This is a genomic window from Blastopirellula sp. J2-11 (assembly GCF_024584705.1).
In the GTDB taxonomy this organism is placed as follows: Bacteria; Planctomycetota; Planctomycetia; order Pirellulales; family Pirellulaceae; genus Blastopirellula.
On record NZ_CP097384.1, the window covers coordinates 5,953,190 to 5,968,106 of the forward strand.

The following is a 14,917-nucleotide window of genomic DNA, read 5'->3' on the forward strand; positions in this document are numbered from 1 at the left end:
TTTCTGTTTTGTGATCTGGGCGGTGTCGATAAAATAAGCCGGAAGTCGCGACGGCGCACCCCACATCCGCCCGGCTCCTCCTTCCCGTGAATCTCGTTCAGGAGCGCCTCCCCCATGCAAAACGTACTCTCCGTCATCCTCGCAGGCGGAAAAGGGTCGCGATTGGAACCGCTGACGCGCGATCGCGCGAAGCCGGCTGTTCCTTTCGGCGGCGTCTATCGCATCGTTGATTTCGCGCTCTCTAACTGTTTGAACAGTGGTCTGCGTCATATCCAATTGCTGACGCAGTACAAAGGTCAAAGTCTCGACCGGCACGCGAACACCGGCTGGCAGCGTTATTTTTGCCGCGAGTTGGGTGAATTTATCGACGTCATCCCGCCGCAGCAGCGTATTGATGAGCAGTGGTATCAAGGAACCGCCGACGCGGTTTACCAAAATATCTACGCGATGGAAAAGCATCGCCCTGACTATGTGATGATTCTCGCCGGCGACCACATCTATAAGATGAACTACGCGTCGATGATCGATTATCACATCGAGAACGGCGCCGACTTGACGATTGGCGCGCTTCGCGTTTCGACCGAAGAAGCGAAGTCGTTTGGCGTGATGCAGGTCGATACCGATCAACGGATCGTCGGCTTTGAAGAAAAGTCGCCGACGCCGAAGACGATCCCCGGCGAACCCGACCATTGTCTGGCTTCGATGGGCATTTACGTCTTTAACGCTCACTTTTTGTTCGAGCAGCTTTGCCAAGACGCGACGCGCCGCGACAGCGCCCATGATTTTGGTAAAAACATCATTCCGTCGATCATCGACAAGCAGCGCGTTTTCGCCTTCCCGTTCCGGGACGAAAACCGCAAGCAAGACGCCTATTGGCGCGACGTAGGGACGTTGGACGCTTACTTTGAAGCGAACATGGACCTGGTCACCGTCGATCCGCTGTTGAATTTGTACGATCAAGATTGGCCGCTGCGGACTTACCAGCCGAACGTCCCCCCGCCCAAGTTTGTCTTCGCCGGCTCGGCCGAAGAAGGTCGTCGCGGTTGTGCGCTCGATAGCATCGTTTGCGGCGGATCGATCATCTCCGGCGGTGAAGTCGAACGCAGCATTATCGGCGCCAACGTCCGGGTCAACAGCTTCGCGCATGTCGAAGATTCGATCTTGTTCGAGGGGGTCAATATCGGCCGTCACACACGGATTCGCCGTGCGATTATCGACAAGGGCGTACACATCCCATCCGGAACCGAAATCGGTTTTGATCTCGAGATGGACCGCCGCCGCGGCTTTACGATCAGCTCTGGCGGAGTGGTCGTGATCGCCAAAGGAGACGCCGTCGAAAGCATGGTCCGCGCCGAACGAGAACAAGTCATCGTCTAAGCGACCCATCAGCCAAACCACCAGGGCGACGAACCCTCCCTCCTCGTCGCCAAAAAAGGAATAGGCGCGCAAGCGTCTATTCTTTTTTGTTTCGAAACCAATGCGATTGCCTGGCGGCGGGACCAGACCTCGTTTTTTTCGGACTGAAACCTTGGGCAGGATCAGACCCCGTTTTTTTTGGACTGAAACCTTGGACAGGACCGGACCTCGTTTTTTTCGGGCTGAAACCTTGGACTGGATAGGACCGCTTTTTTAAGTGGACCATCGGACTAGCAATTCAGTTGGGCCAGGAATATTTCCTCACGGAATCCCCCGCGCAGAGAATCTCCGTCATCGTCCGACGAATCGGACGATGTGTGAATGTGATTGGGTAGTGGAATCGCAATGGGTAAATGACCCCAATTCCGTGCGTTCTGTCAACCGACAATCTTTACCCCGCATAGGGTGCGTCGAGGCGCCGAGAACCTGTCCAAACGGTGGAAAATCGACTCGCGTGGCAACGCAAAGGAGCAACGCGTTTGCGTTACCACGCATCGATCGATTCCGCATTGGCTAGCAGGGCGTCGTGCGTCTTGACGCACCCTACCCGGAAAGATTTTCCCGAAACGCGCACCCCGTTTGGAGCGTTTCGCCTGTCATTCTTTTCTCGGAAATTATCTAGGACGATTGTTTGCTGGACACCGGCTGCGCGGTCCCCTAGATTCAATCGTGCGCGAACCGTTGGACTCTTCTGTTAGCAAGGCAATTCGATGAATACTGCTGCGCTTCTGCTTTGCGTCGCAATCGCCGGCCGATCAAGACCGAGTGTAAAATCACCGGTTTTCAATGGAGCCGCAGCAGCTTGTCATATCAGCTATGGACGTTCGCTGGGGATCATCGCATCGGAGAGGATCACTTTTTCTTGTTGCGAGATCTGCTGGCCAGCGAGTTGGCGATCCCGGCCGAACAATACTTTGGCGAGAAGAAAAGCGGAAAGCGGAGAAGAAAATCTCGGACACTAACCCGCTGCGCAAGTGAGGGAATGCGGCCTCCATTCCTATGTTTTCCTGACCAATGGGCTATTGTTTGATGCCTGCGTAACTTTCACCTACGAGAAACCAGCATGAATGCCATTGCTTTGGTCCTGTGCACCGTGATCGCCGGCGCCGATGCCCGCGAGACGATTCCCACCACGCAAAAGCTGGCCGAATTGATTCGCAATACATACGCGGTTGAAAAGCTGAAACAGATCGAGTTCGCCGCGGACGGCGCCAGTTTGCAGACCAAGGGAACGCCCAACAGCGATGGATCGCCCAGCGAAGACCGGTCGCATCCCGTCATGGTGTCTCGCAGTAACCAAATGCTGAATTACATCGGAGGCGAGTTTCAACTGAAGCTCGTCCCTTGTCCTGGGCATCCCAACTTTTTGTTGGCCGGCTATGAGGCGAAATCCAAAGAGCCCTATTATATTGGCCATTTCAACGAACCTGCGAAATTGCTTTCGCATTGTTTCTGCGTCTTGATCGACACTGATCGAAACATTGTTGTGCCGCTCGACGATTCTCAGCAGCGGCTCTATCTCAACGACGAGCAGTTGAAAATGGTGAGCAAGCAGTGCGAAGCGATCTGGCTGAACTACCTGCAGCAGATTGAGAAGCAGTCGAGCAATGATCCCTTCTATGCCGAGTACTATCAGCTGCGTCGCCAATTCATTACGCTTCCGCCGCTCGGCGTCGTGTTGAATACTTACTTCAGCCCGACGATGCCCAACCAGGGTCTCGTCCCGTATTCGGCGAATCATAATCAGCCGCCTGTTCATGTCGCCGGCATGCGTGTCCAACTGCAGCTTTCGGCGGAGGGGCGCAATATCGGTTACAACGGCGCGATCGAAATCCAAAGGCTCCTCAGCACCACGATCGCATTGCCGGCTGCAGAATATTTCAAAGCCAAACCGCCCAAAAAATAAGTCCCGCGCCTCACGCTTGTTGCGCCGTGAGGCTGGCTAGGCGCCAAGCAACGCTTGCAACATCGCGTTGGCGGCCGGTAGATTCTTTTCAGCGATCCAGCGCGCCGTTTGCCGCAACGCGGCGACTTGTTCTTCGGTAAATAGCAGCGGAGTCTCCGGCGTCGGCGGCGTGGGGACGAGCGCCTGGCCGATCGTTTCGATCAACATCGCAATGCCGTCGCCGCGTTGGGCCGAGACCTTTAGCCCTGCGGGGCGATGTCCGCGGCTGCTGATCGGCAGGTCGCATTTGTTGTGAACGATGATCGCGTCGGGATGCGCGTCGATCAGTTGTTGATCTTCCGCCGTCCATCGGGCCGAAGCGTCGAAAGCCAGCAGGATCAGATCGGCTTCGCTTTGCAATTGGCGAGCGCGAGAGACTCCTTCTCTTTCGATTGCGTCGTCGCTCTCGCGCAGGCCGGCGGTGTCGGCCAGTTCGACCGGCCAGCCGTCAAACGCGGCTGCTGCGGTGACGGCGTCGCGGGTGGTGCCGGGTTGATCGAAGACGATTGCCCGTTCGTAGCCGACCAGCGCGTTGATCAGGCTGCTTTTGCCGACATTCGGGCGACCGGCGATCACCACCTTCCACGGCATGGTCAGATGCAGGCCGAAGCGCGCAGTCGCCAGCAGCGCCGTGATCCGCAGTTGGGCGTCGCTCGTTTCCTGCGAGTCCAGCAGCGCTGTGATCGACGCTAACTCGGTTTGCAGAGCGCCGTTGTATTGATCGAGCAGATGCGCGGCGGTGCGAGACGTGCGGGCCTTGGCCAGTGCAATGCGGGCGGCGGCGATGGTCGGCGCAGCTTCGGTTCGCTCGGCGTATTCGGTCCAAGCGATCTCGCGGCAGCCAGCGGTTTGCAAATGATCCAGGATGCGACGTGACGCGGCGATGCCGCCGTGACAATGGACTTCGAGCCGCTCGTCACCGGTTCGGCTGACGACCAGTTCTTCGCCGGGCGCATGATCGTTGTCGCGCCAGTGACCCACAAGGATGTCGCCAACGGAAGTAGCCGACGCCTGACGCTTGCCCAGCGGAAAGAAATGACGATCCACCGCCGAGTTGGCGGCGGGGCCGGCGACGATGACCGTCGCGATCGCGCTGCGCCCGCTGGGTGTCACCAGCGCGGCGATCGTTTCCGCTGCAAGGTTCATCGCGGCGCCTTTGCGTATCGGGCGGCGATGGCGACTCCTCCCAGCACCAGGTGATCGATCGTGACGCTTGCGACCGGCATTTGCGGCGCTAATTTTGCGGCGTCGCCGCCGGCGAAGATTACTTGCGGCGCTGGTCCGTCTAGCTGGGCGGTGAATCGCTCGATCAACTCGCGGACGCCGCCGACGGCGCTGTAGAAGAGTCCGCTGCGCATTGCGGAAAGCGTATCGGCGCCGATCGCGGTCGGAATTTCGCCGACGTCGACCGTGATCTCTGGCAACATGTCGGTTTGACCGGCCAAGGCGCGAGCCGCCATCTTCATGCCTGGTACGATTGCTCCGCCCAGGAAATCGCCGGCGACCGAAACGACGTCGACCGTGATCGCGCTGCCGGCGTCGATGATGATCGCCGGGCGCTGCGGATCACGAATCGCATTGGCGCCGACCGCCGCGGCCAAGCGATCCATGCCAACTTTTTCGGGGGCGGCGACCGAAATCGTGAGCGGCAATTCGGCGTGATTCAAAGCGTGATGTTGATCGCGGGGGCGAGCGGCGCTCAGCCAACTTTCCAGCGCTGCCTGACCGGCGCGATTGACGCTGACGATGTTCCAGGTGATCGGCTCGTTGGGCAACATTTCGGCCAGCCGCGTGAAGTCTGGTGCGCGCGATGCTGAACTGAACGTAGTTGCCGGCGCAGGGAGAGGACGCGAATCGGTCCTGTTAAACAGACCGATATGAATCGACGTATTGCCGACGTCGACTGCTCCCCAAACGCCGCTCATGACGGTAACTCGCTTACGATTTGGCCTTTTGCCGTGCACGATCGAGCTCGTCGCCGGCGCGACTGAGCAGCACGTTCAGATTTTCGCCGGTCACGGCCGAGATCAACAGCACTTCGCCGCCGGTGATTTCGGCCAGCTTGTCGCGTATCTCTTTTCCTTCGGGCAGTTCCGCTTTGGTGACGCACAAGATTTCTGGGCGCGCGGCCAAGTCGGCGTCGTATTGCGTCAGTTCGTGGCGGATCGATTGATAGTTCTCAATCGGATCGGTGCCGTCGACCGGCGCCGGCTCGACCAGATGAATCAAGATGCCGGCGCGTTCGACGTGACGCAGGAACTCGTGTCCCAAGCCAACTCCTTCGCTGGCCCCTTCGATCAAGCCGGGAATGTCGGCCAGCACAAACGTGCGGTCGTAGTCGATTTGCACCTGGCCCAGGTTCGGGAACTTGGTGGTGAAAGGATAGTCGGCGATCTCTGGGCGAGCGCGGGAAAGTCGCGACAGCAGCGTGCTCTTGCCGGCGTTCGGCTTGCCGATCAAACCGATGTCGGCGATCGACTTTAGTTCGAGGATCAGCTTGCGGCGTTCTCCCTTGCCGCCTGGGGTCGACTGTCGCGGAGCGCGATTGGTCGAGTTCTTGAAGCTCAAGTTTCCGCGGCCGCCAGAACCGCCGCGGGCGGCGATCATTTGCTCACCGGCGACGTTCAGGTCTTTCATGACAAAGCCGGCGTCGGCTTCGATCACGACGGTCCCGAGCGGAACCTTGATGATCACGTCTTCGGCCGATTTGCCGGTGCGATTGGCGGGGCCGCCGTTATTGCCGCGGGTACCGCGCCAATGCTTGATGTGCGACATCGCCATCAGGCTGTCGACCCCTTCTTCGGCAACCATGATGATGCTTGAACCGCTGCCGCCGTCCCCACCGTCGGGTCCGCCGTTGGGGACATATTTTTCACGACGAAAGCTCATGCAGCCGTCGCCGCCAGAGCCCCCTTCAACTTCGATAATTACGCGATCTACAAACATGGTCTGCCTACAAACGAAAACAGGGATGACCCGAACTGGATCATCCCTGGTATTTTACGGTTTAGCTAGCGCGAAAGCACGATTTCGCAGGCGCTTCTGTCGCGCTAGTTCGCTTCGACGGCCGCGGGGACCGGAACGATGTTGATGCGGCGACCTTCTTGGTCAAACATCACCGAGCCGTCGCAAAGGGCGAACAGCGTCCAATCATTGCCGCAGCCGACGTTCTTGCCGGGGCGCCATTTGGTGCCCAGTTGGCGAATAAGAATGTTGCCGGCACGAACCTTTTCGCCGCCAAACTTCTTGACGCCGCGATACTGGGGATTCGAATCGCGACCGTTGCGGCTCGAACCTTGACCTTTCTTATGGGCCATGTCACCTAACTCCTGATATGTGATTTCCGCCGGAAGGCGAGAAGATGCGATTTACCTAGCGCCGCCGAAAGACCGGGGCGAAACTACTTTTTTAACGGTAAACCCACTCGTAGTCAACCTGACCCTGGACGCCGAAACGAATCTCGTCTTCATGTTCGTTATAGCGGTCGCCGGGACGCCAAAAATTGAGTTTGAGCGTCTTGGTCTGGTACTCGCGATGCGCCCCGATCTTCATTGGATCGACGTTTTCCGGCTTGTCGGTCCAGCGATAAGCGTTGGTCAGCCCATCAACATAGATTGAGAAGTAGTCGGTATTGGGATCAATGTCTTCCCAGATCGCGACGCCCCAGACGCCGTTGTCGACTTCTTCCGAACTGACCGGCATGTCAAAGCGGCTTACCGAAACCGTGTCGTACAAAGGAGTTCCCCCCATCTCACGAGCCGCAATCGGCTCCATCGCCACCGGGACGAGCCGGTCGAGATATTCCTTCTTTTGGTCGCTCGATTCGAGCACGAATCGCGGGAAAAAGCGGATCGGTGCGGTCGAGCCGCTTGCCTGGACCGCTTCGTACAGCGTGTCGCCGGTCTCAAAGGTGGTCGCCGTCGCTTCTAGCGGGTTTCCCATGTTGCGAACACGGAAGACCATATACCACAACGTCTTACGCTGCATCTTGCCGGTCGGCTGCGGCACGTCGACTTCGATCATGCGGATCGGTTTGAACGAGAAATCGAGCCCCCAGACGTTGCGGCGATAAATGACCTGTTCGGCCATCGCTTTCAACGTCCGCGTCTCGGGCAACGTTTCTGGCGTCCAATCCAACCCTTGGGCGCCTTTGAGGATCTCGAGGATCGGCTCGGGCCCGGTAAACGTCTCTTCCGACCGCAGGTCGCTCGGAATGTTGGTCAGCACCCCTTCGGCAAAGACCCGCCGCGGCGGATTATGCGGATTTTTTGGGCCTGCCGCCGCCGGTTGCGCCGCCGCAGTATTGATCGCCACAGCGCCGCCGCCAGGCTGTTGAGCAACGGCCAAAGGCGCAGCACAAAGGGCGAACAGTAGCAGCGCAGCGGTATTTGTACGACGCAACATGCTGGCGATTCCAGACGGGTAGAGCTATCGAAGACGAGTCAGGGCCACCAAAAAGCCGTAACCCAAGCCTTCAAGTATACTTGCCTAAATTGCCCAGGGTCAAGTTTCTGGGGAAAAGCGGCGGAAAACAGGAGATTGGCGGCACTTCAGCAACCACCCAGGGGGGAGGTCAGGCCTCGGTCTGACGAAATGCGGCCACATTCAATCTGGAATAACACCGAGTCGCAGGGCGCCGGATCGCACACATGCAAGAAAGCCCTCCCGAGAGAAAGCATTGCAGGTTACAAAAAGTATTACCTATGTGTCCGGTCTAGACCCACAGCGGACGCAACGGGCTGACCGGAAGGACTGCTAGAATGGTGATTTTCGTAATCGGAGCGGTCATCTCTGTCGTCGTGCCGGCATCAATGATCCGTCAATGGTTGAGCCTGTGGATGGCGACTGCTGCCTTTGCGGCGTTGTCACTGTTGCTGCTGTCGCCGGCGGATATGGGCGCGTGGATGTCGCGAGTCTGGCCGCTTACGCTGGGCTTGACGATTTTGTCGTGTGCGGCCGCTTGGATCGGGCGCAAGCTGGTCAGAAGAGACGATGGCTGGGGCTATGCTTTCCGTCTGGCGGTGATTTTTACTCCCCTGTTGTGGGGCGCTGCGAATTGCTTGGACTAGCTGGCTGAGTTGCACGCTCAGCTCACAGCGCGAAGAAAACCGAACCCTGCCCGGCAGCGTTAGTCAATCAATGTGAACGTGCAGCTTCGTTCCAATTCTTCTCCCAAATCCCCCCTACGCCGGCGCAGTCAATGCGCCGGCGTCGTGAGCTCATGCCGTTAAGTCGGCTGCTCGAATTAAGTGCCGGGAACTTTAAAACTCGGGTCCTGGATCTTGATCAACTTCATATGGTGGTCCGAGATCGGGCGATTCTGGCGGCTAGAGCGGTTTCCTGCTAGCTGCCCCATTTTGATTTTCCAGCGATTGAAAGTGAAGCCGGTGCTGCGCGGCACGTATCGACATCAACCGCACGGCGTTAGCCGCGGTTTTTGTCTCCAATTTTCCGTCGACAAAGAGTTCCTGTCAGAAACCGCGGCTAACGCCGTGCGGCTGATTTTGGGGGAGAAGCTAGACGACAGGGGACTCTTTGTTCAGCTTGCTGAATACCGCTCTAGGATGCACAAAGAGTGGCGGAGTTAACGAATATCGGAATGAGCACAGGCCCTATGGCCACGACTTGCATGGAAATAGACCCCGAAGGTAATTCAGCTGCGAACGCAGAAACCGTCTGCCGGCAAGTAACTCGTTCACTGTAGCCCTCGTAATCAGCGTCAGAACGATCGGGGCCGAAGGAAGATCGATGAGCGAAGTCCGCAGGACTTTCAAGCCTGCGGGGAGGTTGGCAGCGGCGGCGCCTCTTCGCTGACAGTTTGGCTTCTCCAGTAGGTCGCGAGGATCGAGCTGGTGATCGCGCTCCAAGGACCGTAGACGGCGGAACCGAGTGCGATGACCGGCGAGTGGAGGACGTTGATCGCGAGCCCTGTCGCCATGCCGCCATTTTGAATGCCGACTTCCAGCGCGATCGTACGGCATTCGATTTCGCCAACTCCCAGACAACGCGCGCTCCAATAGCCGACGGCGTAGGCGACTCCGTTTTGGCAGAGGACGGCCAGGAATAGAGTCAGGCCGACGCTGCGGATATCGTCGCGCGCCAGCGCAATGGTGATCGCCACAATCAAGCAGATCCCCAGCATCGCAACAACCGGCATAACCAGTTTGACTTGCCGAACCCACCGACTGGCGTATTGATTCGCGAGCAATCCCAGTAAGACCGGCAACAAGATCATTTGAAAAATGGACCATGCCATCGGGAGGATCTCGAGTGGGACGTACTCGCCTGCTAACAGCAGCATCGCCAGCGGCGTCAGGATGGGAGAGCAAATGGTCGAACAAGCGGTCATCGTGACTGACAACGGCACGTTGGCGCCAGCGATATAGGCGATGACGTTCGACGCAACTCCGCCGGGGCAACTGCCGATCAAGATTAACCCGGCCGCTACTTCGGTTTGTAGCCCGAATAAGCGAACCGATCCGTATGCGAGCAACGGCATGAAGATGAATTGACAGAGAACGCCGATCAAGACGGTCCGCGGCATTTTCAGCACGCGGCCAAAGTCGGCGAACGTGAGGGATACGCCCATGCCAAACATGATGACTTGGACTAACGGGGCGATCGCTTGCCGCGGCTGCCAGCCGTTCCCTTCCCATTGATAGAGCGCAGGGAAAAAGTAGCCGGAGGCGGCGAAGGCGAGCACAGCGACCGTAAAGGAAAGCTGCGCAAAAGTTTGACGTAAGCTGGACATCAGGAGGGGGCTTTCTCGCTAGACGCTATTCGACAGATAACTGCTCAAGCGGAATGATCGCCAGCTCGGCGCTGTTGTCATTTCCGGCGCGCATGATCGCTCCCCCGTTGTTCGAGTAACCGACATACAGCTTCCCTTCATGCTCGATCGCATAGGGATACGAGAGGGCCGCACGAGGATGCGATTCTCCGGGACCTTCTGGGAATTGAGCCTGGCGAATCACCCAAATCTTCGACAGCTGCGCCTCGCCGGGTCGGCTGACGGCGATCGTCAACGGATAACGCCGATTTCCCGAGTCGGCGGTGGTCGTCGCTATGAGATAACGTTGCCCGTTACTCAACGTTCCGGCGCATGGCTTCGACGTAACCATCGGCAAGTTGCTGGGCTGCATCTTGGTCCATGTTTTACCGTAATCATCGCTCACGGCGACCAGCGCTTCGGCTTTGTGGCCATAGCGGCAAATGTTGATAATCTGCGGGCCGTCGACCCAAATCGTCGATTCTCCCCACATGCCGCCGACATCTTCGCGTTTGGGAATCACGACCAATTTCCAAGCGGTCATGTCGTCACCGTCGCTGATTGCGACGCCGGCCGAGGTTCTTTTATTCACGCACAGTCCCGGCATAATCCAGTTGCCGTCGTCCATCTTCACTGGCGCAGTCATCGGCCAAAAACCCCCCTCCACGACGACTCCTTCCGGCGTCCACTTGCCGGTCGCTTCGTCCAGCGTATAGGCGCGGGTGTGAACGCCTTTCCGCATTTCGCGATAGGCGCCGAGAAAAGCCCACAGCTTGTCACCGGTCGAATGAAAGACTCCATGACTGACGCCCAAACCTGGCTGGTCATCGGTATCGATCGGCAGGACTTCGCTCCAAGTCTTGCCGGCATCGTCGCTCACGCGATATCGGGCTTCTTCCGTATCGGTGTTCTCCGAACCCCGATTATGTCCGAACGAAGCGTAGAGCCGGTCATGATGCCAGGCCAACGCGACGCCATGCAAAAATCGGTATCCGTCTTGCTTGAATTCGTACGGTTTGATTACCCGGAATTCGACGTCGCTTAACTCCGGCAGTTGAGCGGCCGGCAGCACCTGTTGGTCGGCTCGCCAGATGTGGTGCGGGTTCGCCGCCGAGTCTTGATTACTCAAGCGCTCTTCGGCGTCGGCAATGTCACACCACGGGCCGCCGAGAGCGGCCCAGGCGATCGTAAATATCCAGAAGTTTTTCATCGGTGAGATCTTTATAAGGGGCAAAGATGGGGAAAGATGGGGAAAGATGGGGAAAGATTAGCGTGCGGCGCACAATTCGTCGTTGGTCAGCACCACGCCGGCGCCGATCAACGCCTCACGAATCGGCTCTTTTTGCACAGCGGAAGTCGCCGGCATCGGCGGTCGCGGAACGCCGCCGCCGCGTCCTTGCAGCTCCATGCAATAACGAATGTTCGCGGGCAAATTGTGATCGAAGATCGCGTTCCAGATCGGCAAGATTTTTTCGTGCAGTTCTTTACCTCGCTGATGATCGCCGGCTTGAACGGCGTTCCATTGCTCGACGCACAAGCCAGGCACGGCGGTCAAGGTCGCCGCGATTGCGCCGACCGCGCCCAATGCGTATGACGGATACAGCAGGGCGTCGACGGCGCTCATGATGCGCGCACGATCGCCGACCATCATCAACAAGTCCGCCAGCAGCTTGAGATCGCCGGCGCTTTGCTTGACGCCGATCACGCCGTCGACGCTGTCGATAATGCGAGTGAGCAATTGCGGCGACAAGTAAGCCCAAGGAACGACGTTGTAGATGATCAACGGCAGCTCGGTTTCTGCCGTGATATCGGCGAAGTATTTGGTCATCGCGTCATCGTCGGGACGAAAGACGTAGTGGACCGGCGTGACCTGCAGCGCGGCGACGTTGAGGTCGCGAACCGCGAGTCCGCGTTCGATCACCGCCGCCGTGCTGTCGGCAATAATGCCGGTGATTACCGGCACGCTCCCGGCCGCTTCTTCGCAGACGACCGCCGTGATCAAGCGGGTTTCCTCGACCGACAACGTTTGCCCTTCGCCGGTACTGCCGCAAACGGCCAATCCATGGACCTGCGCCGTATCGATGAGATAACGCGTTTCGGCTCTTAACGCTTCTTCATCGATCGATCCATCCGCGCGAAACGGGGTGACCATCGGCGGAACAATGCCGGTTATATTTTCGTACATCTTGATTCGGATCCTTGGATTGAAATAGAAAGCTTGCAAATTGGCGAGAAAGTTTTTCAGGTTTTCAAAATCGTGAAACGCTTTGTTACTGCGCCCCTATGCGGGGAACGGCAAAGTCATGTTGGCCATCTGCGCGAGGAAGCTCGACGGTGGTGTTAAACGGCAGGAATAGGGAGTTGTCGACATCGGGGTTCGCTGGCCGCGTTCCGTCAGTGCCGATGATGGTGACTTTGAAATGGCCGCCGATATGCCCGGCGTCGGCACGCGTTTGGTATCTCCCGTTTTTGATGTCGGCGACAGCGGCCGGTCCGGTATTGCCTTGAGAGGAATCAGGCTCTAGTAAAATTCGACCGAAAGGAATCGGCTTGCCGTTGAACTTCGCCGAGCCGGAAAGCTCGAATCTGGGCGGTCCCGGGATCGGTTGAGAGCAACCGCTCGCGCCCCAGATCATCCAAAGGGAGAGCGATACGGTCAGCAGAAAACGATTTTGCGGTGCGTTCATTGCGATCCTCCAATCGGCAGGCCATCGCTGCGCGTCGCCATCTGGCGATAGATCGAGAGGTCCATCGTTTCGGTCGCAAAATGGACCGATGCGTCGCCGCGAATAAACTGCGCTCCGCCAACGTGCCAACTGCCGAAGGCGCGGGTATGCGTGCCGACGACGGCGCCGATGCCGGCCGGATGATCCGTATAAGGCCCATTCGCCGGGTTGTAGTCGACCAGCGGATTGTTAATCGGATCGACCGCGGCGGCGACAACATTGACATGGCTCGAAGTCCCCGCATTGCGGACCGTTGAAGCCCAGGTGAAGTACGTGTCGTAAGGGGTGTTTTGACCGACGGCGAACCACCAGCGAGATTCGCCAACCATCCAGGTGTTCGTCGTCCCGTCGGTCACGTCGCGCAAACCGATTTTGGAGTTCATAAACAGCATGCCGCTGTCGAAGAACAGACGTTGATTGCTGGCGGTTCCCGTCGCACACAGCGCATCGGCGAGGGCGCCGCCTCCTTGAACTCCGCGATAGTTCGTATTCGGCTCATCGGTGCTCGCATTCGGATCAGTCGGGCATTGATAGGCCGAGTTCGGGATGATTTGCAGCGCTTCGTTGGTGCTGCTCCCTTCGTTGGCGATACCGGCGAACGTCCCTTTAAAATCAAACTGATCGTAGCGCGCATTTTGCTCGAGAAACGGCAAGATCATGACGGTCCACGGAGCGCCGCGACGAGCGGAACTTGCCGGGGGGCACGCATTCGGCTCGATGATCGTTCCAAAGGGAAACGTCCGATGCGTATCGTGATAATTGTGCAGTGAAAGACCGATCTGTTTCATTCGGTTTTTGCAGTCTAAACGGCGCGCCGCTTCCCGGGCCTGTTGAACCGCCGGCAACAGCAGGGCGATGAGGACGCCGATAATCGCGATCACGACCAACAGCTCGACAAGCGTAAAGCCGCGTGGGGCATGGCGTGGCATGGAAATTCCTTCCGGAATAGAGAGGAGAGGAAAAGAATTGGAATTATCACAATCTTTCCTCTATGCTGATCGGTTGCGCCCCAGAAAACAACGTTGGATTCGCATCGATCGATGCACGAATTCACCTAGTCCTCCAAGCGGCCGTCTTGCCGTTGATCGCTCCCGAAAGAACGATTTCGCATGATTACCCCGATGCGATCCGTCACCGAATTACGTGCGACGATCGAAGGTTTTGCTGCGCGCGTTGCGGCGCAGCGTGTTCAAGAGGATGTCAGTCTGCAGCCGTTGCTCGATCAGTTCAGCCGCATGAAAGCGGCTGCCCAGACGGCCGACTATGACGAGTTCGCCGCCTGCGATCAGGCGTTTCATCAAGCGATCATCGAAGTCGCCGACGTACCCTCGTTATTCGAAGCTTGGCGAACCGTATTTGAGACGCAGCATCCTTTTCGGATGGAGACGTTGCAGCGCTGTTGGCCGGATCTCTCGATGCTGCACGAATCGCATCGGCCGTTAGTCGAAGCGATCGCCAGCGGCAATTCTCAAGAGGCCGAAGAAGCGTCGATCGCGCATCTCGACGCGATATGGTTTCGCTTGGCCGTCGCTTCCGACGACCCTTCGCTACCACGCGATCCCTTGTCACGAGCTTGCGCCTATCTCGCTTTTCATTTCAGCGAGCCGATCCGCCTGACGGTTGTCGCCAGAGAAATCGCCGGGTGCACCGCTGGGCATCTAGCGCGGCTCTTTCGCGACGAACTCGATCTGAGCTTTAGCGAGTATCTGATCGAACTTCGGATGCAAAAAGGAGCGCAGCTGTTGCAGAATACGAGTCGCGCCATTCAAGACGTCGCCAGGCGGGTCGGCTATCAAGATCCGTCACGTTTTACCCGGCATTTCCGCCGTCGCTTTGGACAAACGCCAGGCATGTTTCGCGAGAAATACAAGTTCAATCAGCGGAAGACGCGAAGCGGCTATTCGGCGATGTAGTTCGGAAAGGATTCAGGCGTTCGCGACTTCAAAAGGAGCGTCTCGAATTCATGTCACGCTGGTCCGCCAGCACGTTTTTGCTCGAAGTTCGCACGAACCTGTGCGACAACCGGCCTTTCGATCTTGTAGCATGGAAAGGGACATGACG

14 protein-coding genes are annotated in these 14,917 nt (G+C 57.9%); 4 read left to right on the top strand and 10 right to left on the bottom strand.

Annotated elements, in window-relative coordinates; all coding sequences use genetic code 11:
- Window positions 1-114 precede the first annotated feature (114 nt).
- On the top strand, window positions 115-1,377 hold the full coding sequence (glgC, locus tag M4951_RS23660; RefSeq protein ID WP_262024062.1) for a glucose-1-phosphate adenylyltransferase: 1,263 nt from the start codon (window positions 115-117) through the stop codon (window positions 1,375-1,377).
- A gap of 1,102 nt (window positions 1,378-2,479) precedes the next feature.
- Window positions 2,480-3,322 (top strand): hypothetical protein, encoded by an 843-nt coding sequence (locus M4951_RS23665; protein WP_262024063.1) that lies wholly within the window; start codon window positions 2,480-2,482, stop codon window positions 3,320-3,322.
- Window positions 3,323-3,358: 36 nt separating this feature from the next.
- On the opposite strand, the gene M4951_RS23670 is transcribed toward M4951_RS23665, so the two are convergent.
- The 5 genes from M4951_RS23670 to M4951_RS23690 all read right to left on the bottom strand — a co-directional run bounded on the left by M4951_RS23670 (window position 3,359) and on the right by M4951_RS23690 (window position 7,765).
- Window positions 3,359-4,507: a GTPase gene (locus M4951_RS23670; RefSeq protein WP_262024064.1), complete on the bottom strand. Its 1,149-nt coding sequence runs from the start codon at window positions 4,505-4,507 to the stop codon at window positions 3,359-3,361.
- Complete coding sequence (locus M4951_RS23675; RefSeq protein ID WP_262024065.1) at window positions 4,504-5,286, bottom strand: type III pantothenate kinase; 783 nt, start codon at window positions 5,284-5,286, stop codon at window positions 4,504-4,506. Before M4951_RS23675 ends, M4951_RS23670 begins: the two co-directional genes overlap by 4 nt.
- Before the next feature lie 13 nt (window positions 5,287-5,299).
- Complete coding sequence (obgE, locus tag M4951_RS23680) at window positions 5,300-6,307, bottom strand: GTPase ObgE (protein ID WP_262024066.1); 1,008 nt, start codon at window positions 6,305-6,307, stop codon at window positions 5,300-5,302.
- Window positions 6,308-6,411: 104 nt separating this feature from the next.
- A complete protein-coding gene (rpmA, locus tag M4951_RS23685) occupies window positions 6,412-6,678 on the bottom strand; it encodes a 50S ribosomal protein L27 (RefSeq protein ID WP_262024067.1) in 267 nt (88 codons plus the stop codon).
- Window positions 6,679-6,769: 91 nt separating this feature from the next.
- Entirely contained in the window at window positions 6,770-7,765 is a 996-nt protein-coding gene (locus M4951_RS23690; RefSeq protein WP_262024068.1) for a hypothetical protein, read from the bottom strand.
- Between the two features lie 356 nt (window positions 7,766-8,121).
- Between M4951_RS23690 and M4951_RS23695 the strand changes: the two genes are divergently transcribed.
- Window positions 8,122-8,430: a hypothetical protein gene (locus M4951_RS23695; protein ID WP_262024069.1), complete on the top strand. Its 309-nt coding sequence runs from the start codon at window positions 8,122-8,124 to the stop codon at window positions 8,428-8,430.
- A 701-nt stretch (window positions 8,431-9,131) separates the two neighbouring features.
- Here M4951_RS23695 and M4951_RS23700 read toward each other — a convergent pair.
- The 5 genes from M4951_RS23700 to M4951_RS23720 form a co-directional block, all read right to left on the bottom strand.
- Window positions 9,132-10,112: a bile acid:sodium symporter family protein gene (locus tag M4951_RS23700; RefSeq protein WP_262024070.1), complete on the bottom strand. Its 981-nt coding sequence runs from the start codon at window positions 10,110-10,112 to the stop codon at window positions 9,132-9,134.
- Window positions 10,113-10,137: 25 nt separating this feature from the next.
- Window positions 10,138-11,340, bottom strand: coding sequence for an exo-alpha-sialidase (locus tag M4951_RS23705; RefSeq protein ID WP_262024071.1), 1,203 nt, complete (start codon window positions 11,338-11,340; stop codon window positions 10,138-10,140).
- Window positions 11,341-11,397: 57 nt separating this feature from the next.
- Window positions 11,398-12,315 (bottom strand): dihydrodipicolinate synthase family protein, encoded by a 918-nt coding sequence (locus M4951_RS23710; protein ID WP_262024072.1) that lies wholly within the window; start codon window positions 12,313-12,315, stop codon window positions 11,398-11,400.
- Between the two features lie 85 nt (window positions 12,316-12,400).
- Window positions 12,401-12,817 carry a hypothetical protein gene (locus tag M4951_RS23715; protein ID WP_262024073.1) on the bottom strand — a complete coding sequence of 139 codons (417 nt, stop codon included), beginning with the start codon at window positions 12,815-12,817 and terminating at the stop codon, window positions 12,401-12,403.
- Window positions 12,814-13,785, bottom strand: coding sequence for a DUF1559 domain-containing protein (locus tag M4951_RS23720; protein ID WP_262024074.1), 972 nt, complete (start codon window positions 13,783-13,785; stop codon window positions 12,814-12,816). Before M4951_RS23720 ends, M4951_RS23715 begins: the two co-directional genes overlap by 4 nt.
- A 180-nt stretch (window positions 13,786-13,965) precedes the next feature.
- Between M4951_RS23720 and M4951_RS23725 the strand changes: the two genes are divergently transcribed.
- A complete protein-coding gene (locus M4951_RS23725; RefSeq protein ID WP_262024075.1) occupies window positions 13,966-14,769 on the top strand; it encodes a helix-turn-helix domain-containing protein in 804 nt (267 codons plus the stop codon).
- The last annotated feature ends 148 nt before the right edge of the window (window positions 14,770-14,917 follow it).